23 protein-coding genes are annotated in these 25,763 nt (G+C 65.1%); 2 read left to right on the top strand and 21 right to left on the bottom strand.

Features of this window, described 5'->3' with window-relative positions; genetic code table 11:
* The first annotated feature begins 93 nt into the window (after positions 1–93).
* A complete protein-coding gene (gene aceB, locus E4J89_RS11115) occupies positions 94–1,734 on the top strand; it encodes a malate synthase A (RefSeq protein WP_136786199.1) in 1,641 nt (546 codons plus the stop codon).
* A gap of 389 nt (positions 1,735–2,123) precedes the next feature.
* Here the strand turns inward: aceB and E4J89_RS11110 are convergent, their stop codons facing one another.
* Together E4J89_RS11110 and E4J89_RS11105 are read right to left on the bottom strand one after the other, a co-directional pair.
* On the bottom strand, positions 2,124–3,740 hold the full coding sequence (locus E4J89_RS11110) for a DUF726 domain-containing protein (protein ID WP_136786198.1): 1,617 nt from the start codon (positions 3,738–3,740) through the stop codon (positions 2,124–2,126).
* Positions 3,741–3,875: 135 nt separating this feature from the next.
* Positions 3,876–4,217, bottom strand: a complete 342-nt coding sequence (locus tag E4J89_RS11105) for a YciI family protein (protein ID WP_136786197.1) — start codon at positions 4,215–4,217, stop codon at positions 3,876–3,878.
* Positions 4,218–4,712: 495 nt separating this feature from the next.
* On the opposite strand from E4J89_RS11105, the gene E4J89_RS11100 reads away from it, so the two are divergent.
* Positions 4,713–5,393, top strand: coding sequence for a DUF6308 family protein (locus E4J89_RS11100; protein ID WP_136786196.1), 681 nt, complete (start codon positions 4,713–4,715; stop codon positions 5,391–5,393).
* A gap of 67 nt (positions 5,394–5,460) precedes the next feature.
* Here E4J89_RS11100 and E4J89_RS11095 read toward each other — a convergent pair whose 3' ends face one another.
* The 19 genes from E4J89_RS11095 to E4J89_RS11005 all read right to left on the bottom strand — a co-directional run bounded on the left by E4J89_RS11095 (position 5,461) and on the right by E4J89_RS11005 (position 25,686).
* Positions 5,461–5,964: a DUF126 domain-containing protein gene (locus E4J89_RS11095; RefSeq protein WP_205754471.1), complete on the bottom strand. Its 504-nt coding sequence runs from the start codon at positions 5,962–5,964 to the stop codon at positions 5,461–5,463.
* Positions 5,943–7,223 (bottom strand): aconitase X catalytic domain-containing protein, encoded by a 1,281-nt coding sequence (locus E4J89_RS11090; protein ID WP_136786195.1) that lies wholly within the window; start codon positions 7,221–7,223, stop codon positions 5,943–5,945. Before E4J89_RS11090 ends, E4J89_RS11095 begins: the two co-directional genes overlap by 22 nt.
* Positions 7,204–8,541: an FAD-dependent oxidoreductase gene (locus E4J89_RS11085; RefSeq protein ID WP_136786194.1), complete on the bottom strand. Its 1,338-nt coding sequence runs from the start codon at positions 8,539–8,541 to the stop codon at positions 7,204–7,206. Before E4J89_RS11085 ends, E4J89_RS11090 begins: the two co-directional genes overlap by 20 nt.
* Positions 8,542–8,571: 30 nt before the next feature.
* Positions 8,572–10,245 carry a dihydroxy-acid dehydratase gene (gene ilvD, locus E4J89_RS11080; protein WP_136786193.1) on the bottom strand — a complete coding sequence of 558 codons (1,674 nt, stop codon included), beginning with the start codon at positions 10,243–10,245 and terminating at the stop codon, positions 8,572–8,574.
* Complete coding sequence (locus E4J89_RS11075) at positions 10,246–11,040, bottom strand: ABC transporter permease (RefSeq protein ID WP_136786192.1); 795 nt, start codon at positions 11,038–11,040, stop codon at positions 10,246–10,248.
* Positions 11,037–11,882, bottom strand: coding sequence for an ABC transporter ATP-binding protein (locus tag E4J89_RS11070; protein ID WP_136786191.1), 846 nt, complete (start codon positions 11,880–11,882; stop codon positions 11,037–11,039). Before E4J89_RS11070 ends, E4J89_RS11075 begins: the two co-directional genes overlap by 4 nt.
* Positions 11,883–11,901: 19 nt before the next feature.
* Entirely contained in the window at positions 11,902–12,972 is a 1,071-nt protein-coding gene (locus E4J89_RS11065) for an ABC transporter substrate-binding protein (RefSeq protein ID WP_136786190.1), read from the bottom strand.
* Between the two features lie 104 nt (positions 12,973–13,076).
* Positions 13,077–13,841, bottom strand: coding sequence for an IclR family transcriptional regulator (locus E4J89_RS11060; protein ID WP_136786189.1), 765 nt, complete (start codon positions 13,839–13,841; stop codon positions 13,077–13,079).
* A 211-nt stretch (positions 13,842–14,052) separates the two neighbouring features.
* Entirely contained in the window at positions 14,053–14,859 is an 807-nt protein-coding gene (locus tag E4J89_RS11055) for an ABC transporter ATP-binding protein (protein WP_136786188.1), read from the bottom strand.
* Positions 14,856–15,617, bottom strand: coding sequence for an ABC transporter permease (locus E4J89_RS11050; protein WP_136786187.1), 762 nt, complete (start codon positions 15,615–15,617; stop codon positions 14,856–14,858). The genes E4J89_RS11055 and E4J89_RS11050 overlap by 4 nt, the downstream gene beginning before the upstream one ends.
* Positions 15,614–16,429 (bottom strand): ABC transporter permease subunit, encoded by an 816-nt coding sequence (locus E4J89_RS11045; RefSeq protein WP_169303983.1) that lies wholly within the window; start codon positions 16,427–16,429, stop codon positions 15,614–15,616. Before E4J89_RS11045 ends, E4J89_RS11050 begins: the two co-directional genes overlap by 4 nt.
* Positions 16,419–17,423 (bottom strand): ABC transporter substrate-binding protein, encoded by a 1,005-nt coding sequence (locus E4J89_RS11040; RefSeq protein ID WP_136786185.1) that lies wholly within the window; start codon positions 17,421–17,423, stop codon positions 16,419–16,421. The genes E4J89_RS11045 and E4J89_RS11040 overlap by 11 nt, the downstream gene beginning before the upstream one ends.
* A gap of 103 nt (positions 17,424–17,526) precedes the next feature.
* Positions 17,527–19,494, bottom strand: a complete 1,968-nt coding sequence (locus tag E4J89_RS11035; protein WP_205754470.1) for an acetoacetate--CoA ligase — start codon at positions 19,492–19,494, stop codon at positions 17,527–17,529.
* A complete protein-coding gene (locus tag E4J89_RS11030; RefSeq protein ID WP_205754469.1) occupies positions 19,491–20,099 on the bottom strand; it encodes a cupin domain-containing protein in 609 nt (202 codons plus the stop codon). Before E4J89_RS11030 ends, E4J89_RS11035 begins: the two co-directional genes overlap by 4 nt.
* Positions 20,096–21,112 (bottom strand): fumarylacetoacetate hydrolase family protein, encoded by a 1,017-nt coding sequence (locus tag E4J89_RS11025; RefSeq protein ID WP_136786183.1) that lies wholly within the window; start codon positions 21,110–21,112, stop codon positions 20,096–20,098. Before E4J89_RS11025 ends, E4J89_RS11030 begins: the two co-directional genes overlap by 4 nt.
* 184 nt (positions 21,113–21,296) lie before the next feature.
* Positions 21,297–22,142 (bottom strand): ABC transporter substrate-binding protein, encoded by an 846-nt coding sequence (locus tag E4J89_RS11020; protein WP_136786182.1) that lies wholly within the window; start codon positions 22,140–22,142, stop codon positions 21,297–21,299.
* Positions 22,139–23,188, bottom strand: coding sequence for a fumarylacetoacetate hydrolase family protein (locus E4J89_RS11015; protein WP_240691854.1), 1,050 nt, complete (start codon positions 23,186–23,188; stop codon positions 22,139–22,141). The genes E4J89_RS11020 and E4J89_RS11015 overlap by 4 nt, the downstream gene beginning before the upstream one ends.
* 12 nt (positions 23,189–23,200) lie before the next feature.
* Entirely contained in the window at positions 23,201–24,139 is a 939-nt protein-coding gene (locus E4J89_RS11010; RefSeq protein ID WP_136786181.1) for a VOC family protein, read from the bottom strand.
* A 41-nt stretch (positions 24,140–24,180) separates the two neighbouring features.
* Positions 24,181–25,686, bottom strand: coding sequence for a bifunctional 3-(3-hydroxy-phenyl)propionate/3-hydroxycinnamic acid hydroxylase (locus E4J89_RS11005; protein ID WP_136786180.1), 1,506 nt, complete (start codon positions 25,684–25,686; stop codon positions 24,181–24,183).
* Positions 25,687–25,763 lie beyond the last annotated feature (77 nt).

Below are 25,763 nucleotides of genomic sequence, written 5' to 3'. Positions count from 1 at the left end.
CCATCAGTATCGCACCTCATCCGAAGGTCACCTTTGGCACTTGGGCCGGGCTCCGGCGTCGTACTTACAAAAGTTTTAGGGAGTGAATGAGCGATGAATGATCCGATTACTTTGAACGGGATTACGTTGACGGGCTCGCCGGTGTGCCGGCAGGAGGAAGTGCTGACGCCGCAGGCGCTGGAGTTTGTGGCCAAGCTGCACAAGGCCACGGCCGACCGGCGGCGCGACCTGCTGGTGCAGCGGGAGAACCGGCGCAAGTCGATCGCCCGCGGGCATGACCCGAAGTTCCTGCCCGGCACCCGGCACATCCGCGAGGACTCGTCTTGGCGGGTCGCTCCCCCGGCCCCCGGGCTGGAGGACCGCCGGGTGGAGATCACCGGGCCGGTGGAGAAGAAGATGACCATCAACGCGCTGAACTCCGGCGCCAAGGTGTGGCTGGCGGACATGGAGGACTCCTCCACGCCCAGCTGGTCCAACGTGATCAACGGGCAGCTGAACCTGACCGACGTGCTGGAGCGGCGGATCGATTTCACCTCCGAGGCCGGCAAGGAATACAAGCTGACCGGCCAGACGCTGACCGACCTGCCCACCATCGTGGTCCGGCCGCGCGGCTGGCACCTGCCGGAGAAGCACATGCTGATCGGCGGCGAACCGGTGGCCGGCGGCATCGTGGACTTCGGCCTGTACTTCTTCCACAACGCCCAGCGGCTGATCGCGCAGGGCCGCGGACCGTACTTCTACCTGCCGAAGATCGAGTCGCATCTGGAAGCCCGGCTGTGGAACGACGTGTTCATCCTGGCGCAGGACTTGCTGGGCATCCCGCAGGGCACCATCCGCGCCACCGTGCTGATCGAGACCATCACGGCCGCGTTCGAGATGGAGGAGATCCTCTACGAGCTGCGCGACCACGCCTCCGGGCTGAACGCCGGCCGCTGGGACTACATCTTCTCGGTGATCAAGAACTTCCGCGCCCGCGGCCCGCGGTTCGTGCTGCCGGACCGCACCCAGGTGACCATGACGGCGCCGTTCATGCGCTCCTACACCGAGCAGCTGGTCCGCGCCTGCCACCGCCGCGGCGCCATGGCCATCGGCGGGATGGCCGCCTTCATCCCCAGCCGCCGCGACCCGGAGGCCAACGCCATCGCCATGGAGAAGGTGCACGCGGACAAAACCCGCGAAGCCTCCGACGGGTTCGACGGCTCCTGGGTGGCGCACCCGGACCTGGTGCCGGTGGCCCGCGAAGTGTTCGACTCGGCCTTGGGTTCGCGGCCGAACCAGTTGGACCGCCAGCGTGAGGACGTCACGCCCGACGACGGTGCCCTCCTGAACATCGCCGGCACCGAAGGCTCCATCACCGAGGCCGGCATCCGCACCAACCTGGAAGTCGGCATCCAGTACATCGAGTCCTGGCTGCGCGGCAACGGCGCGGTGGCCATCCACAACCTGATGGAGGACGCCGCCACCGCGGAAATCTCCCGCTCGCAAATCTGGCAGTGGATCCACGCCCACGCCGTGACCGACGACGGCGAGATTGTCACCCGCGAATGGGTCCGCGAACTGCTCGAAGAAGAGTTCGCCGCCCTGCCCCGGTTCGACGGCGACCGGTTCGACGACGCCCGCGAGATCTTCGAAGAGTGTGCCCTCGGCGAAGAGTTCCCCGCCTTCCTGACCATTCCCGCCTACCAGAACTACCTGCTGGAGAAGTCGCCTACCAAGGTGGTTGCTGCAGCCTAAGTCTCCTCGCCCTCCGGTCCGGGCCGCTGGCAACAGTGGCCCGGACCGGAGGGCGGGAGTGGGGGACGGGGGATGCTGCCCGGGATGTTCTGTTCACTGCTTCGCGAATGGGCACAACATCCCGGGCCGTCCCACCCGCCACCGAGGCATCGCGCCCTCGGCGTACCCCTTCTAACTGTCCGGCGGTTGACCTGGGTCCAATAGCCAGCCCCCGATCAACCGCCGGGTCCCAAAGACTTTCCGCAGGGCCGCCAGGTCCACGCTACTTTCGCCACATGCAGCCCGACGGTCGGGCGGACCGGCGGCCCCTGCGGAAGCACAGTGAACAAAACGCCGGGTGCGGCTCCACTTATGGAGCCGCACCCGGCGTTTTGGGACTCGAGGAGGTACTAGTTGAGGCCGACGTTCTTGTGGTAGTCAAAGTGGCTCTTGACTCGACCCGAGACGTCGATATTTTTCAGCCTGTCTGCACTCGGTCTGAAGCCTGCGAGACCTGCCGCTGCCTGGCCTTGAGCGAGGCCGTAGGCGAATTTCAGCACGCTGTCATTGCTTGAGTGGTAGTTGTAGACTGCATCGTCTACTGCGGCGGTCAGGGTGTGCCAATCACTCCTTGCTCCAATGGCTGCGCCGAGGAGGTGAATAGCTTGAATCCGCGGGCCACCGGGCTTAGTTCCTAGCGTCTGGGCTGCGACCACCATCGCACGTGCGCCGAGGCTGTGGCCCACCAGCACATAGGAATCAGCGTTAGTACGGGCGAGCAGGTCGGCCAAGATTACGCCGGTCTTCTCGGCGCGGTTCTTGGCGACGTGCCATGGGTTCTTGGCAAGGTCGGCTGCGGCGAGGGCCGGCGCGAGCGGGCCGAGCCTCCTCGCTGCCATTTTTGCGGCTCTCTCGGCAGCCTCCCTTAGGGCTGCGGCGCCGACGACCCTGGCTGCCCCGCGACCGCCGAGAATTCCTAGATGCCTAAGTTCCTTGGCGCCCCAGTGGACCCGATAGACGGGCGAATCCGCGTAACGCTTAGTGATGATGTCCCGCCACTCGCCCCAACCCTTGCCGCTCTCACTAAGGAAGCCGTTACAGACGATAACCGGTACGCCTGATCCTCCCTGCAGCATTTCAATATGGAAAGATTTGTCTTCGCGGAGATAGGCATTCATGACCGAGGCGCCCAGCGCGCAGCCGAGGGAAGCGCCAAGAGCTGTTATCACCAAGGTCCCGCCGGCCATGCCGAGGCCGCCGACGGCTAGCGCGCCGCCACCCAGGAAAGCCAGACCAAAACTGGTAGCCGCAGCGCCGGTGTATCCGCCAACGAGTGCTCCGACTGCCCCTCCGATCGCAGGTGCAGCGAAGTAGGCGAAGGGTGTGGCTGCTACGAGTCCCACGCCTGCTAGGCCTGCCACTCTGGTATCGCTGGCGAGGTTTCGTTTGTCGTATTTGAGGAACTCCTCGTAGTTATTGAGCTCGCCCATCTTGCGATCAGCCTTCGCAAACCCAGGGATCTCGTGGCGGTGCTCGGCACAATACCTCTTTATCGGGACAGGCCCTTGCCCTCGCACTGCCATGTTTTTGCAGCCGGGGCATGCGCAGGGCAGTGTCGGCAATCCGCAACCGCCGCATATGTAGGCGGGCGCCTTCCCGACCGCCCGATTGGCCTTCCGGTGCGCGTGCTCCTCGAAGCAACCAGAACACCATCCCCGCTTTTCTTCGCTCGCAAGGTCGTCAGCCAAATCGGCGATCCACTCGGCCACTTTTTGATGGGATCCCGCTCGCTTCTCAGCGTTCTTCTGCTGTTCCTGATCAGGCAAGGTGACCGCTTCGTACTTAGCCTTCGCGAAAGCCCAGGCGCACCCAACCAAAGCTCGGTTATCCCCAAGCCCGCCCATCTCGAATTCAGGTTCTTCGTTTATGTTTCCGGACAGCGTGAGCTTCTGCCCTCGAGGCGAGACGATCTGACACTGGACGCGAGTTCCGTCAAGGAAACGGAAGACGACCTCTGATTTTTGCATGCAACAGATCCTGCCAGATCCGGGTTTCCGAAATGATTTCGACGCGCTCAAAGAGACAGCCATCGGGCTCAAGGCTCCCCGCCTTCGCGAATGCGCCCGCCGCGAGCCCAGCGAAGTCGGTCACCCAGCCGAGACTTAGCTGGCGGGGTCGTATTCGAAAGCCCGTACCTCCTGGGCGCAACGGCAAGCGACCGCGATCTTCGCGGCCCATTCCAAGGCCGAGTCATACGAGGGCAGTTCCAGTACCGAGTAGCCGCCTTCGAGGTGCGTTGTTTGCGGGTAGGTACCCTCACGCACGGTCCCATCGCTGTCGACCATGACAGGCGAGATGCTCTCATCGATTCCGCCGCCGAACACCCAGACGCCGGCATCCTTCGCCTCCTGAACCACCGCGTGCGAAGCATCCGACAGCGCTGGCACTTCTTCCTCAGGGACGTCCATGGCGGCACTCGGAAACGAGATCAGATACTTCGTCATCGCGTCTGCCCCTTCTTCGCAGCACGGGTTCATCTGTATCCTTGCCGATGCCGAGCCTGCTGCGCAAGGATTTTGGCCAGTCCACGGGTTTCAATGCTCGATTACGAACCGCCTACGTGACCAACCTGCTTGTGCCTAGTCAGACTCATGGTCTCGAACCCCTCTGGAGACGCAGTCTTACGCGGGCACCGCCAACTCCCAGTACCGGACATCCGCCAGAGTGCTCAACAGGGAGCAACTCCTTGGCTGTTTGGAGTCCGAACGAAAGGGGCAACAATCGAAAGACTGCCGCCGTTGATGTCCCACGCTCGCCAAACTTCAGGAAAAAATCCGACAGAGTTTCGGCTCCAGTAGTTGTAACTTCGTCGACTTTTTATCGATTGGCGAGGCGGCTTCGGGGTAACCAAGTAAATAGCGATCATCTCCGGACGCCAGTCACTTGGGTATCGTCACACATACGCGTGCATCTCACCTAACACATGGCAGGATCAGACTATGACTGAACTTTTGCGCGTCGGTGGCGCCACCATTGAATTTGAAAAGGCAAAGAAATACGTCGGGGACTACATAACGAATAGCACGCGGACATGGTCATATCCGGCTTACGACGCGTACCCTGGCAGCCCCACTGAAAGCGTTGAACTGCCGGATCTCCTTGCAGTCTCCCTACTGAACGCTGGCCAGAAACCGATTGTTTCTTACTACGCTCTCGAATCGCTCCTTCCGAAGATCAATGAGCGACTGATGGCGGTTGGGACGTCGGGCACCCTTGCCCAAGCCGGAGAAGAAACGCTGGAAGCGATCGCTGACTTATTTGGGGTGCTCGACGACATTCCTGTGAAGCACGTGGGCATGACTAAATTGGCAAAAGTGCTGCATCGAAAGCGGCCAAAACTCATCCCGTTATTCGACGAGAACATCCGCCGCTGCTACAGCGTTTTGGGCAACAAGCCCGTACCACCGGTCAAGAAGCGGAGCCGTCGGGACTTCTGCCGCGCCTGGCTACCGGCGTTGCAGAGTGATCTCCGGAGCCAGCACGACAACTGGCGGGAGCTCGCAAACGTTGCCGTCGACCCAAACATCTCCCCTCTGCGGGCACTGGACATGGTCGGTTGGAAATTGGGCGGAAAACCACGCACCCTCCAAGAGCAAGATGTATTGTCGCGGGGCGTGTAGGACGGCATAGCGTTCGAGGGCCTACCTACCAGCCGGCCGCCTTTCAAAGCGGCCGGCTGATCCGCAATTAGCCGTTTCCGCGTTGCAAGATGGTGACGGTTCCGGTGTCGGCATCGACCTCGACGAAGTCGCCGGTGCGGATGACCTGCACAGGGTCCTGGTCCAGTTCGCTGACGGTGGGGACGCGGGTGACGACGGCGCCGAGTACGGCTTTGGTGGTCATTTTGGTGAAGACCATGGCGGCCGGGGCCGTGCCCAGCAGGCGGGTGCTTTGGAAGAATCCCGACCAGCCGGAGGAGCCCTTGGCCCCGGGGAAGACCAGCACTTTGTCCGCAAAGGACACGCCGCAGAGGCTGTGCCGGCGCTCGATGATGGTGCCGGTGGCCGGGTCGATGCCGCCCCAGCCGGAGATGGTCTCCGGGGAGACCAGCGCTTCGCCACGGATCTTTCCGGGCACGATGCCCCGGCCACGCAGCACTATCTGGTCGGTTGAAGCCAAAGCGGCCTTGGTTCCAGCCAAGCTCTCCGCAGCCTCCTGCTCGGACGAAATCATCTCAATGCCCCGTTCCACTTGCCGGTCAATGCTGCGTTAATGCAGTCTTCGGTGGTCCCGAACCAGGCCTCGATTCCCAGGATGGCCGGCAGGTAGTGTGCCTGCTTGGCGCTGTCGGTAGCGAAGACCTTGGTTCCTTCGGGCGCCACGCGTGACATGGCCGGGCAGGAGTCGGTCAGCAGCCGCCCGCCGGCGCGCTCAATCACGGCGGAATAGCCGTTTCGATCTGCCACCGAACGCAGGGCACGCGGGGTCATCACCCACAACTCGGTGTTGGGGCTCAGTCGTTTGCCGTCCAGCAGTGCCGCGATCTGGGCTATCTGCTCCAGGGATGCATGCGGGCAGCCCAGCAGGATGAAGTCCACGTCCTCGGACGTGCCCTGGTTGTTGAGCGACTCGTAGGCAGCCCGCCGGTCGGCCTCCGTATAAACCACCACGTCCGGCAAGGGCGCGGGTTCGAAGGCCTCCGTAACAGTCGGCGCCTCGGGCGTGACACCGGGCAGGTGGAAGATCTCCACTCCCCCGCTAGTGGCCAGCGCCGCGCCCAAGTGCTTCAGGTCGGTCAGCGACGGCAGGCCCAGGTTTCCGGTCAACACCGGCCGCTCCTCCTGCACCACGTCGCCGGCGAAGTAGCCGAACAGCCCCCAGTCCATGAAGGAGTCGATCCGAACGTCGGACCGGATCAGGTGGGTGCCCTTGCGGTTTTCGTCCAGGTGGTTACCCCAGTACGGGATCCGCCCGGTCAGGCCGGCGGCGCCGGTGGATGCCGTCCCTTCGCAGTTGGATTTCGCGCCGATCACGGAGTTGGCGTAGACCACCGCCGAGGACTCCATCCAGGCGATGTGCTCACCGCGGACCGGCAGGTTGCCCACCTGGTACGGGGTGCAGGTGGCCAGAATGTTGATGCCGCGGTCGCTCGCGAAGGATTCGGCGTCGGCCTGCAGCTCCACCAAATGCGGGCTGTACGGCGTGATGTTCAGGGCATCGGCGCTGAACCCGTGCTGCAACTGGCAGGTGGGGACGCGCATCTTCGGGATCTCGATGTCCTCGTCGCAGTCCAGGTTGATGACGGCGTACGCCTTGTTCCAGCCGCCCTCGGCCGCGATCTTGTTTTTCGCCGGCGTCGGCTGGGTGGACGTGCCGGCCACATTCCGCACGCTGCACAGCCGTTCGGCGCCGAGGCCCTCGCCGTAGCGGATCAGCAGATCCATCGCGGCGGCGACGGCGGATCCGTCGCGGCCGTCCCGCATGGCCTTGTCATCGTCGGTCAGCTGCAAGGACCTGCTCCTTTCCGGCGTCGGTTCCGTCTTCGCCAATGTTCGCCCGGATGCGGTCGCGCAGTTCGGCCAGGTTGATCTCGGAGACCGGACCGCCGTCGGCCAGATCCAGGGCATGCGCGGCGGCCTCACCCATGGCCGCGCACGGTCCCATCACGCGGACGCTGGAGAGAGCGGCAGCATCGCCGTCGACGCAGCGGCCCGCGGCGAGCAGGTTCACCGCGCCCCGCGGAGTGATGCTGCCCAGCGGCACGTAGTGGACATGGTCGGAGTCGAAGACGTCCCAGACGTAACCCTCCGGCCGGTCGTGCAGCTCGATCGGCCAGGCGGTGCGCGCCACGGCGTCGTCGAACCGGAACCCGGTCCGCACCTCATCGACGGTGAGCTGGTGCTCGCCGGCGATCCAGCGCGTCTGCCGCCGCCCGGGGAAGCCGTACAGCCGGACGGTGGCCCGCCCGAACGCGTCCGGGAACTCGGTCCGCAGGAAGTCGACCACCCGGTCTGCCTGCTCCTTGCCCCGCAGCTGGGCCGCGGAGGCTTCGATCGCCTGCAGCGGCGCCTCCACGTGGGTCATGTTCATCACGGCGGTGTCCCGGCCCGGGAAGAAGAAGGCCAGCCCGTCGCGCCGGAGCAGGCCGTACTCGTCCGCCTTCTCGGCCACCCGGTTGGCCAGTTCGTCGGCCGGGGGTGCGTGTTCGGGGTCCAGGTTTTCCAGCCGGACCTGCTGGGAACCCCAGATGGTGCGCTCCGGCACCCGACATTCCAGCCCGGCTTCCCAAGTGAGCGCGGCGTCGCCGCTGGCGTCGATGAACGAATCCGCGCTCACCCGAAGCAGCCCGTACCTGGTGGCGAAGACGACGGCGCGCAGGTGGCCGCCGTCGTTCTCCACGTCCAGGATGGACGCCCCGGTCACCGGAATCACGCCGGCCTGGTCAATCTGCGTCTCCATCCAGCGGCCGACGGCGTTCTCGTCGTAGTTCACCGTGATGGTGTGCCGGTAGTTGTAGGAGACGTCGCCGGTTTTCACCAGGTCGGCGAACATCGGATCGAAGATGCCGTGCGTGAGCTGCCGGTATTCGGGTCCGTTGCCGTAGACGCCGCAGAACAGCCCGATCAGCGAGTTGGCGCACTGGCCGCCGAGGACGGGCAGGGCGTCGACGATCACCACCCGGCGGCCCAGTTTGGCCGCGGTCAGCGCCGCCGAGATGCCGGCGATGCCGGCGCCGACGATGCACAGGTCCGCGGACAGTTCCTCGGCCGGCGCGTGTGGCGGCTTGGTCAGCGTGCGAATCTTCACTTCTGTCAGTTCGTGAGGCATGGAAATCCTTAAAGTCTGTTGGTCGCCGGGTCAGCGGCTGAGGGTGGCGCCGTGTTCCAGCGGCGAGACGTTGCGGGCGTAGAGGCCAAGCCACCCGCCGGTCTGCCCGCCGTGTTGCGGGGGCGCGGACTCCGCCCGGCGGCGGTCGAGTTCGCTGACGGGAACGTCCAGGTCCACGGTCTTGGCGGGAATGTCGACGGCGATCACGTCGCCGTCGCGCACCAGCCGCAGCGGCCCGTCCACGCCGCCTTCGGGTTTGACCTCGCCGACGACGATGCCTTGGTTCACCAGCCCGGACAGTTGGCCGTCGGTGACCACCGCGACCTTGCCGGTCAGTCCGGCGCCGTTCAGCGCGAAGACCACGTTGGAGGCCATGCCCATCCCGGGGGTGCCCACCGGCCCGACGCCGCGGAGCACCAGGACTTCGCCGGGCTGCACGACGCCGGTCTCGAGCGCGGCGATGGCTTGGGTGGCTTCTTCGAAGACCCGCGCCGGGCCGGCGAATCGGTCGTCGCGTTTCTCCGTGGCGGACAGCTTGACGATGGACCCTTCCGGGGCCAGGCTGCCGCGCAGGATCTGGATGGTCGCCTGCACTCCGCGCGGGTTGTCCAGCGGCCGGATCAGCTCCGGGTCCGGAACCTCGTAGCCGTCGAGCGTCTGGCCCAGCGGCTCGCCGGTGATGGTGGCGACGTCCAGATCCAGCACCGGCCGCAGCTGGGCGAGCACGGCCCGGGCGCCGCCGGCCCGTTCAAAGTCCTCGATGCTGTCCGGGCCGCTCGGGCGGACCGCCGCCAGCGGGCGGACGTGTTCGGCGAGTTCGGTGAAGAGCCCGTTGACGTTCACGTCCACGCCGGTTTCCACCGCGATCGCCTGCAGGTGCTTGACGCTGTTGATTGAGCCGCTGACGGCCAGCACCGCGGCGGCCGCGTTGCGGAAGGCCCCGGCGGTCATGATGCTGCGCGGGGTGCGCCCCTGCCGGACGGCGTCCAGGATGGCGACGGCGGAGCGTGCCGCGGTGTCCCACATCTTGGGGCTGTTGGCCGCCACCGGCGCGGCACCGGGCAGCGACATGCCCAGGGCCTCCGCCATGATGTGCATGGTGTTGGCGGTGCCCATGCCGGTGCACACACCCGGGCCGGCGATGGCGCGGTCGCTGATGGTGCACAGGTCCTCGACGGTGATTCCGCCGGTGGCCACATGCCCGGCCTGGATGAAGACTTCCTCGATGTCGGCCGGTTCGCCGTTGTCCAGCACGCCGCAGGGCTGGTAGCCGCACGGGACCACGATGGTGGGGACGTTGATCCGGCCGGCGGCCATCAGCTGTCCGGGCGTGGTTTTGTCGCAGGAGGCCAGGCAGATCATGCCGTCCAGCATGGCGCCCTCGACCGCGGCTTCGATGTCGTTGGCCAGCAGGTCCCGGCTGGAGAGCACGTAGCCGCCCTTGGCCCCGGCCGCCATGATGAAGTCCGTGGGGGCGACGGTCCGGATCTCGAACGCCACGCCGCCGGCGTCGCGGACCGCTTCGCAGACCCGGTCGGCGATGTCGTCCAGGTGGCTGAAGCAGGGTGCCAGTTTCGACGACGAGTTGACCACGGCGATTTTGGGTTTGGTCAGGTCCTCGTCGGTGAGGCCGAGGACCTTCCACTGGGTGCGCCGGGTGGCCCAGCGCGGACTGCCGACGGGAAAGTTGCTGCGCAGTTCCATTTAGCCTTCCGCCTTCCGACCGTAGACCGATTCGTGCCACGGGATCGCGACCCGTTTGAACGAGGTGACGATGAAGTACATGGCCAGGCCGACGGAGGCCAGCATCAGGATGACGGCGAACAGGGCAGGCGCGTTGAGTTCGTTCAGGGTGCGCACCACCATGTAGCCGAGTCCTTCGTTGCCGCCGAGGTATTCGCCCACGATCGTGCCGATCACCGCGAGCACGATCGCCGTTTCCATCCCCGCGAAGACGTGGGGCATCATGCTTTTGACTTCCAGGTGGGTGAAGGTCTGCCAGCGGCTGGCGTTGATGGACTGCATCACGTCGCGGTGGCCGCGTTCAACCGAGCGCACGCCCAGCAGGACGTTGAGCATCACCGGGAAGAAGGCGAGCAGTGCGGCGATGATCACCTTGGTGGTCATGCCGAAGCCGAACCAGATGACGAAGAGCGGAATCAGGGCGACCTTGGGGATGACTTCCAGGGCGATGATCAATGGGCGGACGCTGGCCTCCAGCAACGGCAGTTTGCCGAGCAGAACACCGACGACGACGCCGGCGGCCACACCGACCGAGAAGCCGATCGCGATCTCGATGACGGTGACCTGCACGTTCTGCCAGGTACTTGCCTTCCCCAGCAGGTCGCCGAGGTTTTCGAAGACCTTGCTGGGTGGCGGTAGCACCAAGGGCGAGACATTCAGTGCCTTGACCGACAGCTCCCAGACCACGAAGAGGACTACTAGCAGGCCCGGTGTGGTGATCCAGGGCAGTACCTTGATGAGTTTCCGGCGGTTCACTGGTCGTCCTCCTGGTTCAGGGAAGCGCGGAGCTCCGCCACTACGGTGTTGAACTCCTGGCCGGTCTGGACCTCCATGGCCCGCGGCCGGGACAGCGGCACGTCGGCGATGTCCTTGATCCGGCCGGGCCGCGGGGTGAGGTGCACGACGCGGTCGCCGAGGAACACGGCTTCTTCGATGTCGTGGGTCACGAAGACCACCGTGGCCTCGGTGGCCAGCGCGATCCGCTGGATTTCAAGGTTCATCTTTTCCCGGGTGAGCGCATCGAGGGCGCCAAAGGGCTCGTCCATCAGCAGCAGCTCGGGGTTGTCGCTGAGCGCACGGGCGATGGCCGCACGCTGCCGCATGCCGCCGGAGAGTTCGCGCGGGTAGCTGCGCAGGAACTTCTCCAGCCCCACGAGTCCGGCCAGTTCCCTGGCGCGCTCCAGCCGTTCGCGCTTCTTCACGCCGCGCAGCTTCAACGGCAGCGCGATGTTTTCCTCGATGCTGTACCAGGGGAACAGGTTGGCGTCCTGGAAGACGACGCCGAGCCGCTTGATAACGCTGGAATCGACGGTTCCGTTGTGCCAGAGGCTCTTGCCGCCCACCTCCACCTGCCCGGCCGTGGGCGCCACGAGGCCCGCCATGATCCGCAGCAGGGTGGTTTTGCCGCAGCCGGATCGCCCGATCAGCGACACAAATTCACGACGGCGGATTTCCAGATTGATATCGGAGAGGGCTTCCACCGAGCCGCGTTCGGTCTTGTACGTCTTCTGGAGCCCGTCGATCCGGATTTCCACCGGCCGGTCGGCGTCCTCCGCTATGGGAAGCGAAGACAGGGTGCTGTCAACGTGCATGGTCATTCTTCCTCAATCCAGGCCGTTACTTGCCGGCGGGCAGATAGCTGTTGTCCATCCACTTCTTGGGGTCGCTGCCGGCCGGGATCATGCCGGCGTCGACGAGCTCTTCGTAGCCTTCGACCCAGTAGTCCTCCACGGTCTGCAGCAGCGGCTGTGTGCCCTTGGCAGTCCAGAGGTTGCGGCTCTGGCGCAGCGATTCCTTGGCCACCGTGTCGTCGTCGAGCGATGCGAAGGAATACTTGGAGCGCATGGTTTCCAGCACGCCGTCGAGCTCTTCATCGTCTACGATGGCCTGCGTAGCCTCCTGAATAGCCGCCAGGTACTTCTTGATGTCGTCGCCATGCTCTTCGAGGCCCTGCTGGGTGGCGGTGTAGACCTGGGCGTCGGCGCGCACGGAGTCGCCGGCGTCGAAAACCGCGGCTTCGCCGTCGAACTGCTGGCTGGCCACAATCGACTGGTCGATGCTGACCATGTAGCCGACGATGTCTCCGCGCTTGACCAGTTCGAACGTTCCCGGGCCGAGGCCGACGACCTGCCGCTTGACCTGGCTGGGATCGAAGCCGGCCTTGTGCAGCATCAGCGACAACGACTTGTCGCTGGTGCCGCCTTCCGACGGCACGCCCATGGTGGTGCCGAGGAAGTCCTCCGGCTTCTCCAGCGGGTGCTGCTTGCTGTAGAGCGTCCGGATGGAGGAGCCTCGGACGATGCTGCCGACGTTGACCAGCGGCTGGCCGTCGGCGGCGGCAGTCATCAGGTCGATCGCGCCCACGCGGGTCAGCGGTGCGACGCCGGAGATCAGCGTCTGCAGTGCCTGCGGCGAACCCTTGGTGGTTTGGAAGGTGACGTTCAGGCCGTGCTTGGCAAAGTAGCCGCCGGCGTCGGCGAGCAGTTCCGGGGCCACGGAGAGCGTCTCCATCGGCAGGTAGCTCAGGTAGGTGAAGTCCTTGAGGTCGGCGGAAGCGGCAGGGGCGGAGGCGGTGCTGCAGCCGGCCAGGGCACCACCCACCATTCCCAGGGCGGCCACGCCCATGGTGCCGGTGATGAAGCCGCGGCGGCTGACGGATGGACGGGGCTGCGTTGTTGAGCGGAACATCTTTGTCTCCTCGTTCGGTGGGGAACCGTTGGAGACACTATCTCAGCGCATAGTGAGTGCCCCTAGGGCGTTCCCACTGAATGAGAGTTGGGTCACATTTCCCGCTAGAAGTCGGTGCTCCTGGACCGCTGCCAGGACCGGGTGATGCCCAGCGCCGCGGTCTGGACGGCATGCGCCGCCGACTTTTCGCGCAGCCGCCCCAGCGGGGTGTTGACCGAGATCGCCGCGACGACGGCGCCGGTCCAGTCCCGGATCGGCGCCGCCACCGAGATGGCATCCAGGACAACCTGCCTGTCGCTGACGGCGAAGCCCTGGGTGCGGATCTCGGCCAGCTTTTTCCGCAGTCGGACGGGATCCGTTTCGGTCAGCGGTGTGTAGGTCCGGAGCGAGCCGGCGAGGAAGTCGTTCTGCACCGAGGCGGGCGCATGGGCCAGCAGAATCAGTCCCACCGACGTGACGTGCAGCGGGTAGCGGCTTCCCACCCGCGGCCGCTCGAACGGCGAATCGGTCGGTGCGAGGCGCTCGATGAAGACGCTTTCGAGGCCTTCCCGGACGGCCAGGTGGACCGGGTAGTGCGTGATTTCGGACAGGTCGTGCATGAACGGCAGCGCCAGACGCTGCACACCGACCGAACGCGGCGCGTGCGAAGCCACTTCCCAGAGGACGAGTCCCACGTGGTACCGACCCTCGGCACCCTTTTCGAGAAGCCCCTGCTCTACGAGCGCGGCAAGGATCCGGTGGCACGTGGACATGGGCAGCCCGGCCATCCGGCTGATCTCGCTGGCGCTGAGATCCTCATTGCCCTCCCCGAAAGACCGCAGGATTCCCACAACCCGGGAGAGAACGCTGCGCCCATCATCGCTCCGCAATTGACCTCCAGCTCCGCACCACTGTCACGACGATCAACTCTAAGCGAGCGGGTGCCCTTGCTTTCCCGGCGGCTACCAGACGGCGACAGACGACTAGAGGCTCATAGGTTCTCCTGCGCCACAACGCCGGGTACGGCTCAACTTACAGAGCTACACCCGGCGTTGTCATGTCGGCAGCAACGGACTGCCTGGTCAGGCAGAACTCGCCGCTTCAACCGGAAACGGAGCTCGGGCTTTGCATGATCATCGCGTGGATCTTGGCACGGAGTTCCAAGTAATCCGGCCGGGACTTGGTGCTGATTTGGTCCCGCGTTCGTCCGAGTGGAACGTCCACGGTGGCAGAGACCGATGCGGGCCTGCCCGACAGGACGATGACCTTGTCGCCCAGATAGACGGCTTCCTCGATATCGTGCGTGACCAGCACGATTGTCACCCCGAGGCGCGCCCGAATGTCGAGCATCAGGTCCTCAAGATCGGCACGTGTCTGGGCGTCCACGGAGGCAAACGGCTCGTCCATGATTAAGACCTGCGGGCGGTACGCCAGAGACCGCGCGATGGCTACGCGCTGCTGCATCCCGCCGGACATCTCCCACGGATAGAGGTCCTTGGCGTGCTCCAGTCCAACATCACGTAGCGCCTCGGTTACCCGCGTGGTCCTCTCGGCAGGCGAGAGCTTGTAGCGGCGGAGCGGCAGTTCAATGTTCTTGCCCACGCGCATCCACGGCATCAGCGATCGGCTGTAGTCCTGGAAGACAACCGACACTTCCGCTGGAGGGCGGGTGATGGCCATGCCGTTGACGCGCACCTCTCCCGAATTGGCGGTGCCAAGCGCTGACAGCGTTCTCAGCAGCGTCGTCTTTCCCGTCCCGGACGGTCCCACGATGCAGACAAACTCTCCCTCCCCAGCCGAGAATGAGACGTCGGCCAGCACTTGCTTCTCGCCGTACGATTTGCTGATGTTGACGGCTTCGAGCACCGGGGTTTTGGTGGCTTGCATGTCCAGTTCTCCTGTTGTCATATCCGTGCCTTTCGGTGCCACGCGAGTGCGAAGTATTCGATCGCCATCAGGACCACGTTCAAGGCGTAGCCGATGATTCCGAGCAGGATCATTCCCGACCACATTTCCGGCAGCGAGAACTGCCGCTGGGCCTCGAGGATGAAGTAACCGATCCCGCGGGACGCTCCCAATAGTTCGCTGGCGAACATCAAGATGACGGAAACGGCGAGGCTCGCGCGGATCCCGGCGAAGATTTGCGGACTCGCGCTCGGGATGACTACGCGAAAGATCCAGTCGAAGTTCCTCAGGCGGTTGGATCTTGCGACGTCGATCAGGCCGGGGGAAATCCCGCGGACCCCGTCAATGGTGTTGAGCAGAATCGGCCACAGCGCGCCTAGCACGATGATGGTGACCCGCATTTCCTGACCGATGCCAATCAGCTGAATGGCCAGCGGCAGCAACGCAACCGCCGGGAGGTAGCGAAGGAACTGCAGGACCGGGTTCACGGCTGTAGCGACGTAACCGTTCAGGCCGAGAAGTACCCCCAGGCCGACGCCAAGCACGATCGAGATCCAGAGTCCCCAGAGAATCGACTGAAGACTCGGTACGACGTGTTCCGGAACCAGCGCAAACAGCCACAGTTCTTGGAACCTCTCCTGAATCTGCGACAGCGGGGGGAAGAAGATCGAGGAGCCGCCCTCGCTGGTGTACCACCACGCGAGGATGAGGACGATGGGCAATAAAGCCGGCACTATGAGCCGTGCGAACGGTGAGCTCATGCCGACACCTTTCGATGAGAGGGATGCCAGGCCAGTGCCCTGCCTTCAAGCTTGCCGAAGGCTGCATTTGCTCCGACGCCAAGCGCACCGCACAGGAAGATGTAGGCGTACATGGACGGTACCGCTCCGCCCAGTTGGGCGGTGAGGATCTGTTCGCCCAATCCGCCGGCCGGAATCACGACCTGCGCGCTGATGGTCACGAGCACGCAGATCGCTGCCGCCAACCGGACTCCAGTAGCGATGTAGGGCAACGCGGTGGGGACAAGCAGAAACTTGACCGTGTCCCAGCGGCGGACCCGGAAAGACATGAACGTCTGCAGGGCCGTCGGGTCGACATCCCGTGCCCCGTAAATCGTCTGCATGATGACTGCCCACACGGCGCCGAGAAAGGCCAACAAGATGGTGCTTTCCAGGCCGGAGCCGTAAAGCAGGACGACGAGCGGCACCAACACCAGGGCGGGAATGGTGCGCAGGAAGTCCAACGTGAAGACGGACAGCCGATAAGCCAGCCGGCTGGTTCCGAGCGGGAACCCCACCACAATGCCAACGACGACGGCGAGCACCAGACTGATCGCCCACCCGGCCAGGGTGGTGCCCAGCGGCTCCCAAACCGCGCCACTCGCGAAGATCGCGAGCAACGCCCGGGCTACTTCAACCGGCGTGGGGACCGCTCCGAGCTGGCCCACGCTGGCCGTGATCTGCCAGATGACAAGCAGCACGGCCACCACGGCCAGCTGGGCGGCCAGCGGCGAGGCCCAACGCCCGGCAAGACGACGACGTGCGGGAACTATCACGGCATCGCTAGTTGCCACTGGGCACCCAGAGCAGGTCTTCGACGCCCGGGGCGTCCTCGGCAATAAACCCTTCGCGCTTCATGAGGTCTACATAGGCCTGGATGTCCGTGTCCGAGATCTCTCCGTCCCAGCTGGGGATGATCGACTTGGCGATGGCTTCGGGCGAGAGCGAGGTGAATTCCGGAAGGACCTCACGCACTGCCTCCGGGTTCTCGTTCGCGTACTCCCCCGCCTTCTTGATGGCGGTGGCAAACTTCCCGGCGGTCTCTGGATTCGCTTGCACGAACGCATCGCTACCCACCCACAGCAGGGCATTCATTCCACCGAGGCCTTCGGTGAACGGCTGCGAGACGACGTCAAGACCCGCCGCTTTGGCCGCCGAGAGGAACGGATCGACGACGAAGGCGGCATCGACGCGGTTGGACTGCAGGGCGGAGACCATGTCCGGGTAAGCGATCTCGACCATCTCAACGTCGGAGGGGTCTACTCCTGCTTCCTCCAGGACCACCCGTAGGGCCAGATCCGGCGCGGACTTCAACCCGACGAGCGCGACGGTCTTGCCGGCGACGTCAGCGAGGGAGGATATGCCGCTCTCGGGCGAGACCACCAAGGCGGTGGTGTCCGCAGCGCCGTCGGTGGGGTACCGGTCGCTACCCGACACAACACTGATCGGCAGTCCCTTCGACGCCGCGGTCACCGTCGGGACCGACGTCATCAAGGCCAGCTGCAGCTCGTCGTTGAGCAGAGACGGAATGGCGGTGGAGGCTGTCTGAATGATGGTGGGCGTGACGTCCAGGCCCTCTTCAGTGAAATAGCCCTGTTCGATCGCAATGTAGAGGTTGGCGGCATTCGCGATCGGTGTGACGCCGACTTTCAGTTCCGTCACTTCGCTGGCGCCGGCGGACGCTCCGCCCGCAGAAGCCGAAGTCTCCCCACCGGAGCAGCCGGCGAGGACGAGGGCCGCGGCGGCAATGGTGGCCACCGACGTCAGATTTCGAATTGAAAACCGCATGGTTATCTCCTTTTACTGATGGCCAAGCGGCCGGTTGAAAGTTTGATCGGGAAGGCCCATTCCGGCGCCCGGAGGGCCTCCCCCAGCCGGATTGCAGGTCCGGCTAATTCGCGACGGCGTGCCGTCCGAGCGCGAACTGCGCGTATTCTTCGAGCAATTCGGGGTCGTCGACCGCGCCGAGGTCCGCGACGTCGTCGAGCGCAGCACCTTGCAGGAGACGTTTCACCGGGACTTCCAGCTTTTTGCCCGTGCGGGTGTGCGGGATGGCCCGCATGAACACGATCTCGTCGGGCAGGTAGCGAGCCGAGAGACTGTCCCGGATGGACTTCACGATCGCTGCCTCTGCCGCAGCGGGGTCGGCGCCGTCGGAGAGTTTGACGAAGAGCGGCATGTAGTACTCGGTGCCTAGCTCTGCGCCGATCACCAGCGCTTCTGCGACCTCCGGAAGAGTCTCGACGGCGGCGTAGATGTCCGCCGAGCCGAGCCGGAGCCCGTTGCGGTTGAGCGTCGAGTCGGACCGGCCGTGGATGAGGATCCCCCGCCAGCTGAACTCGATGTAGTCGCCGTGCCGCCATACTCCCGGGTAGGTCGAAAAGTAGCTGTCGTGGTAGCGGCTGCCGTCGTCGCCCCAGAACTGCAGGGGCATGGACGGCATCGGTTGCGTGACGACGAGCTCGCCCTTCCCGGTGGTGGGACTTCCGCCGTCGTCCCATGCCTCCACCCGGACTCCGAGCGCGGGCACTTGGATATAGCCGACCCGAACGGGCAGCGTGGGTGATCCGCCAACAAAGACCGACGCGATGTCTGTGCCGCCGCTCATCGAGCTCAGCCAGATGTCGCCGACGTTGCCGTAGACCCACCGATAGCCGTCCGGGGACAGCGGGGATCCGGTGACCTGGAGCGAACGCAGCGCGGACAGGTCATGGTCGCTCTTCGGCACCAGGTCGGTCTTGGCACAGGCGTGGACGAAACCGGCACTGACGCCGAGGACCGCGACGTTTTCTGCAGCGGTTACCTGCCAGACCCGGTCAACCGAGGGGAACGTGGGGTTACCGTCGACGAGCACGGCCGTCGCCCCTACACCGAGAGCGGAGATCAACGAGTTCCACAGCACCCAGCTGGTCGAGGCGACGTTGTAGTACCTGTCTCCCGGCCGCAGGTCCGAATGGATGAGGAGCATCTTCATCTCCTCGAGCAGCGCGCCGCCGTGGCCGTGCACAATGCCCTTGGGGATGCCCGTGGTTCCGGAGGAAAACAGGACCCACAGCGGGTGGCTGAACTCGACGTCGTGATACACGGGCTCAGCCGGTGCGGCCACCGCCTGCTCCCAGCTGACGGCCGGCACCGGTGTTTCGACCGGTGGCGTGGAGCCGTGCCGGGTCACCCAGATGACATGCTCAACCGTCGGGAGCTGGGCGAAGATTTCGCGGAACTCTTCCCGGCGGTCGCGCTCCTTGCCGCCGAGCCCGTAGCTCGGCGCGGCAATCACGACCTTGGGGTCCAACTGGGCGAACCGCGAAACGATCGCTCCGGCGCCGAATTCCGGTGCACAAATGGACCAGACGGCCCCGATCGAGGCGGCAGCGAGGAGCCCCGCCACCGCCTCGGCCACGTTGGGAAGGACAGCAACGACCCGGTCACCGGGGCCAACGCCCGCCTCACGCAGGTGCTTCGCGAGCGAGGCGACCTCGCGCCGCAACGCGTCCCAGCTGACCTCTTCCCGGGACCCGTCCTCGGCGACGGCGATCAGCGCCGTCCCGTCATGGCCTTCGAGCAGGTGGCGGGCGAAGTTCACGGTGCGGCCGGGGAACCACCGCGTGTGCGGCATGGCATCCGGTGTGCAGACCGGCCCCTGGGAGCCGCCGAACTCCACGCCCGCAAACTGGGCGAAGAGCTCCCAGAACGTCTCCGGATTGTCGACCGACCATTGCCAGATCTCGTCATAGTCCTGGCCAATCTCCATTCCCTGCGCGCGCAGGAAACCGGCAAATCGCCCGATGCCGGTGTCGGCGACGGCTGTGCCGGGCTCCCAGATCACCTCGCCATCTGCGGCCCGGGCATCAACAATCACGTTCGCTCCAAGGAATGGGACTGCTCCTTGCGCTGTGCCGCAATTTCCGACGCCGACAGGGGCTCCGTGCCGATCAGCACGAACAACATCCGCGCGGTGCGGTCGGTGCGGTTCGACCAGGCGTGGCTGGTGGCACGCTGGATCGCTACGTCTCCGGCGCGCAGCGTCGTTTCGCCCTCGTCAACCAGCAGCGTGATCTCGCCGTCGAGGACCACCGCGTAGTCCAGCGAATCCGTGCGGTGGAACCAGAAGTGCTTTCCGTTGCTGTGTTCCGCGCCGGCTTCAGCCTCCTCGTGACCATCGATTTCACTGAAGATCACCGAGTCGGCTTCATCCGGATAGACAGAGTCCGGCGGGAAGTCCGCAATCCGCAGGATGGTTTCGCCCGGACCGGGGAAGCTCGGCAGATCCGCATCAGCGGTAGCCGGATCTTCGTCGGTGACGTGGTCGATGGGCCCCTGGGTGAGCCAGGGGACGGTGGCACCGAAGCCCGGGATCAGGTCGGAGGTCCAGTGATTCGGCGCCGGTCCGTCCGACAGAATAATGGCGCGGCCTTCGTCGTCGTGTCCGGTGACAACCCGGCGGACGGGAGGTCTGGTGGTCATGCCTGCCATCCTTCGTGCGGGTAGGTACGGGGCGCAGGCCACCACGGGGCCTTTTTGCGCTCGGTGGAGATAGGGGTGCGCAGCGTCCCGACGCCTTCGAGTTCGAGCTCGATGACATCGCCAGGCTGCAGGAACCGCCCGATCTCGACGCCGGCTCCGAAGCCCATCGTGCCGGAGCCGATGATGTCGCCGGGCTGCAGGCGGTCGGAAATGGAGACATAGGCCAGCAGCTCGGCCGGCGTGTACACGAAGTCCTCGACCTTGGTGTCGGACAGGACTTCGCCGTTCACACGGACCTGCCCCTTGAGTCCCTCGATCGATGCGATTTCGTCCATCGTGACCACCCAGGGTCCGATGCCGTAGGCGAAGTCCTTACTCTTCTGCGGGCCCATCCCAATGGGCATTTCGACACCCTGCACGTCGCGGGCGCTGAAGTCGTTGAAGATGGTGATGCCGAACAGGTGGTCGAGCGCTTCGTTCGGAGTCAGGTCGGTGCCGGATTTGCCGACGACGTAGCCGATCTCGAGCTCCCAGTCGAGGGCCTCAGTGAAGTCCGGGTAGGCCAGGACCTCATCATGTCCCAAGGACGTGGCGGTGGTTCCCTTGAAGTATCCGGGGCGATTGTAGATCGAACGCGCTGGCGCAGCCTTGGCCACGGTACGGCTGAAGTTCTGGATGTGCTGTTCAAAGGTCAGGCCGTCGCGGATGACCGGCGAGTCAACGGCTGCCCGCCAGGAGACCTCGTCAATGGCGAACGAGGCGTCATCTGCCGCCGCGAGCGCAGCATGAGCGGCGTCGAGGAAGGCGTCGCCGCCGCCGATTCCCGCAGACAGGCTGCCCGGGAGCATGGTCAGGGCGATGGCCCGGGCGCGATCCGCATCGGCACCCTTCCGCTGCAGGGTCAGCGCGTACGCGCGGGCCAGATCGACGACGCGCCCCTCTTCGGGCCGGGCTGCTACGAGCCGGATTTGTTCGCCGTCCGGCGTAGCGACAGCGATTCTCCCTAGCTTCATGTCTTCTCCTCGGTAGTACTTCTATGGCGCTTCAGTTCGATACGTACAGTATCGCATGTAGTGCCCGCGATCACAATGGTTCGATCTGCGGGGTGCAGTTTTTGCGGTGCCGCACGGTTTGCGGTGAGGCTGGTTTTGGACCGTACCGGTTTGCGGGTCCGGCAGCTTTTCGCCCTGTCTGGGCTCAGGGCGCCACAGCCTCTTTGGCCCGGCCCAGCGGGCCTGCATCGCACAGTGCTGCGAGCTCGATACCGGGCGGCAGCATGCCCAGGCGCCGCCGAATGGCCGTCAGCATGGCAAGGCCCGGGGAACTGACTTCCAGGGTTTCCGGCCGGGCATCCCACGCCGCCGTTGCCGCCGTTGAGAAGCCGCTTTGCGTCAGGAAGGCGACGCCGTCGTCGGCCGAAAGCGAGTCACAGTACACCGCACCGCGGGCCAAAGCACGCAGGTAGTGGTGAAGCTCTTCAGAATCGACGAGCGGGGCCCGGACCACCAGCCCTTGGCCGGGAAAGTCCGGCAGCAGGCCATTCACGGTGGCCAAGTTTCGCATGCCCTCCTGTACCGCGAGCTCACCGAACGGCGGGCCAAGCAGCGTCGCGTCCGCATCCCCTGCCACCAAGGCGTCGAAGCGCTCGCGGACTCCACCTACCTCGACGTAGTCGACCTCGACGCCGGCCTCCTCGAGCACATGGCGGGCGACCAGAGCGAATCCATTCGACAGCGCATCCACCGCAAACCGACACCCCGCCAGAGCGTTGAAGGTCTCCACCGCGCCGCGCGTATAGATCCCGAGCGGGGTGGTCCTCTCGACTTGTGCGACGAGTCGAAGATCCGCGCCCGCCCGCGTCCACTCGAACAGGTTGTCGATGGCTGTGACTGCCAGATCCAGGTCTCCCGTGAGCAGTCCCTCCAACTGCACCGCACTGGACGTTGCACGCGTGGCTTCAACGTCCAGCCCGGCCAGCAGTCCGTGATGGGCCGCGAAGAGGTACGGGACCGGCGGCACGAAATGGCTTTGCCGCAGGGTCATTGCTTTGGGCCGTCAGCCGCTGCAACCTCGGGCCGCCTGTCCGCGTACCACGATGGCAGTTTCCCGCTCGGGGCCTGGACAAGCGTGCGTTGGGCACCCAGGCCGGAGATGGTCGCTTCCATGACATCGCCGCCCTGCAGGAAACGGCCCCAGTGCGAGCCGTTTCCAGGCGGCGACCCGGTCAGCAGAATGTCGCCGGGCTGCAGCTGCGCAACCGATGACGCGTAGGCGATCAAGCTCGGGATACCGAACAGCAGGTCATCCGTGTAGGCGTCCTGCATCAGCGTGCCGTTCAGGCTCAGCTGGATCCGGAGCTTTGCGGGGTCGTCCACGAACCGCGCCGGCACCAGGTAAGGACCGGTGGGGAAAAACGTCGGCTGGTTCTTCGCCCGGAACCAGTCGGTGCCCATCATGGCGATATCGCTCCGCGGGACCAGCGTCCGCGCCGTGATGTCATTGACGATGGTGTAGCCGGCGACGTAGTCCATCGCCTCCGCAACGCCCACCCGATGCGCCGCCTTTCCGATCACCACGCCCAGCTCAAGTTCCCAGTCGACGTTTTCGCCGACGTCGGGCAATTGAAGGTCGTCATTGGCTCCACAGGCGGCGGACGGTATTCCTGTCCAGACATACGGGTCGCCGACCCGGCGGCGTTCATCCGTCTCCGCGGCGGCCTCCGCCCGGAGCTCGGACTCGTTGGCGCCCTCGGCACCCAGCCGGTGAGCCACACTGATTTCCAGCACGTGCTCGCGGTAGTTGGCGCCGGCGGCAATGAAGGTGCCTACGGGTTGCACCGGCGGCAGCACCCGCAGCTCCTGGAGCGGATGCGCAGGGACCGCCGCCGGATCGATGGCCTGGAGCGCGTCCAGGTGTGCTTCCCAACTGCCGAACAGATCCCCGATCTGCCCCACCCCGGGCAGGACAGATCGGAGATCCACGACTGCGTTACCGAAGACCACCCCGGGGAACTGCGCCCCCGCAAGCTCGAAGCTGCCGAGCGCGAAGCCCTTCGGACCGACCGTTTCGGTTGGTATTTTTTCGGTCACAGCAGCTTCCCGTCAGACCGGCGGGGCTACGTACAAGCCCTTGTCCGGGTCGTTGAACATCTCCTTGGTAATGAATTCGTCCATCTCGCCGCCGGTCCCCCATTGGTCGGAGGTCTCCGGCTCGCGGACGTCGAAGATGCTGGGATGCCAGGTATCCTCGTCGATGGTGTCGAGTTCGGTGGTGTACTCCATCGTGTTCCCGTTCGGGTCGATGAAGTAGGTGAAGGTGTTGTCGCCGGCGCGGTGCCGGCCCGGACCCCAGATCTTCCGGAACCCGGCGCGCATGAGGCGGCCACTGCCGCGCATGTACTCGTCGATGCCGCGCAGTTCAAAGGACGCATGCTGCAGGGAGGCGTGCGGGCCGCGGGCGATGGCCATGCTGTGGTGCTGCGCGTTGCAGCGCATGAAGTAGAACAGGTCGCCGGTGTGCGGGTGGTTCAGCGTGTCGGACAGGCGGAAGCCAAGGTGCTGCTCGTACCAGGCCCGCATCTTTTCCGGCTCGGGCGAGTTCAGCACGACGTGCGAGAGCTTGACCGGGATGTCCTCGCGCTCTTCGACTTTGCGGTGCTTGCGGGTTTCAACGTCGCTGGAAACCTCGATGGTGCGGCCTTCGAGATCGAAGAACCGGAAGCCGTAGCCGCCGCCGAACGTCTTCACATCGTCGGGTTCGCCGACCAGCTGCACGCCCTTCGCGATGAGGTCGGACGCGAGCTGGTCCACGGCGGCACGGTCCGCGGCGCCGAAGGAGACCAGGTCGAGTCGTTTCTCATCCGATTTGCGGACCCGGACCGAGTAGTTCTCAGGCGAACCCTCGGCGGCGAAGTAGGTGACGCCGCCGTCGTCCTCCATCACGGTGAGTCCCCAGTGGTTCTTATAAAAGTCGATTTGCTTTTGGTAGTCGGGTACGGCGATGTCGAAGTGCCGCAGGTGGGTGATCGGGCTGAAGGCCATTGTGATCTCCTGTCTTGTGCCGATTTCTGGCGGGTGTTGGTCTAGATGGACGCCGGTACGGCGCGATCGACGGTGGGGATGCGGCGGACGAGGCGCTCGAGCTCTTCGGGCGTGTCGCCGAGCCCCAGGATGTAATGGTCCGGCCGCATGACGACGGCGGAGGAACCCGCCGCGTCGAGGATCTGGCCGACCTTGGCCGGATCAAGGAGGACAACGACGTCGCCGTCCTCCTCAAGCTGTGCGCGCAGTTCTGCTGAGACGGCTTCGTAGAGGTCATGCGAGGTCGCCACCAGGAAATGTGAACCAACCATGTCATCAAGGCGGACACCGTCGGCCAGGATCGGTTGGACGCCCAGATGGCCCGCCCTCTTGTCGGTGTCGCCTTCGTGGAGGCCCGGCCCCAAAGCCGGGGACACAGGGGCAGATGCGGCGGGATTGGTCCGGATGAACTCGTCCCGCTGTTTCGCTACCTCGGCGTCGGTGGTCTGGAGGAAGCCGGCGGCATTGGCCGCCTGCTCGACCCAGAACCGTGCATGCGGCTTGCGCTCGGTTTCGTAGGAGTCGAGCAGTGATGCATCGGCCGATCCACGCTTGACCAGGTCAAGCTTCCAGACGAGGTTGGCCACGTCCCGGATCCCGGCACACAGGCCCTGACCGAACAGCGGCGGTGCCTGATGCGCAGCGTCTCCGACCAGGAAGATGTTGCCCACTTTCCACTGCTCGGCGATGCGGCCCCGGAACGTGTAGATGGATTGCCGGTCGGCGGTGAACTTGTCCGCCGGCAGCACGCCGCGGCTAATCCGTTCGACCGACTCCGCCGTCACGATGTCCTCGGGGTCGTCGTCGGGCATCAGCATGAACTCCATCCGCACCCGGTCGCCTGGCAGGCGGATCCACAGGGCGGGCCGGGTGTGGTGGCCCAAGAAGATCATGTCGGTTGCCAAACCGGGGCTGTCCTTGAGGATTCCGTCCACCACGAGCCACTCGGCGTCCTCGCCGATGCGTTCGTTCACGATTCCGAAGGAATTGCGGACCTCGGACCGGGCGCCATCGGCCGCGATGGCCCAGCGCGCACGGATTACCGATTCACGGCCAGCCGCATCGCACACGGTGACCTCGACGCCGTTGTCTACATTTCGGACGTCGGTGGCCGCACTTCCGCAGCGGAGTTCGACGCCGGGCAGCCCGTCAACAACGTCCCGAAGCAAGTGCTCGACGTCTGGCTGGTGGAAGGTGAGGTCGTCGTGCCAGGCCTGCGCCCCGAAACGACCGGTGGGGACGGAGATGAGCACCTCGCCGGCCTCATTCTCGATATGCATCGAAGACATCGGCAACGTGACGTCCGCGAACCGTTCCGCAACCCCCAGTGACTGGAGGGTGCGGAACGTTTCGCCGTCGAAGTGCACCGCACGGGCCGTGGGCCAGGCCTCGGTTTCGCGCTCCAAACCAATAGCGGTCAGCCCCGCCCGGCCAAGCAGCGCCAGCGCCGTCACCCCTACCGGGCCTCCCCCGATCACCACCACGTCGACATTCACTGCGTCGGTCATTTGGCATCCTTCGGTTCAGTACGTTTCGTTTCGGATAATGTAACACCGATCACTTTACCCTCGCAAGGGTTGCGGCG

Origin of the sequence: Arthrobacter sp. CAU 1506 (genome assembly GCF_005047635.1) — a bacterium.
Taxonomy (GTDB): Bacteria; Actinomycetota; Actinomycetes; order Actinomycetales; family Micrococcaceae; genus Crystallibacter.
Note: the sequence above shows the minus strand (reverse complement) of the source record. Positions and strands in the feature narration are given on the sequence as shown.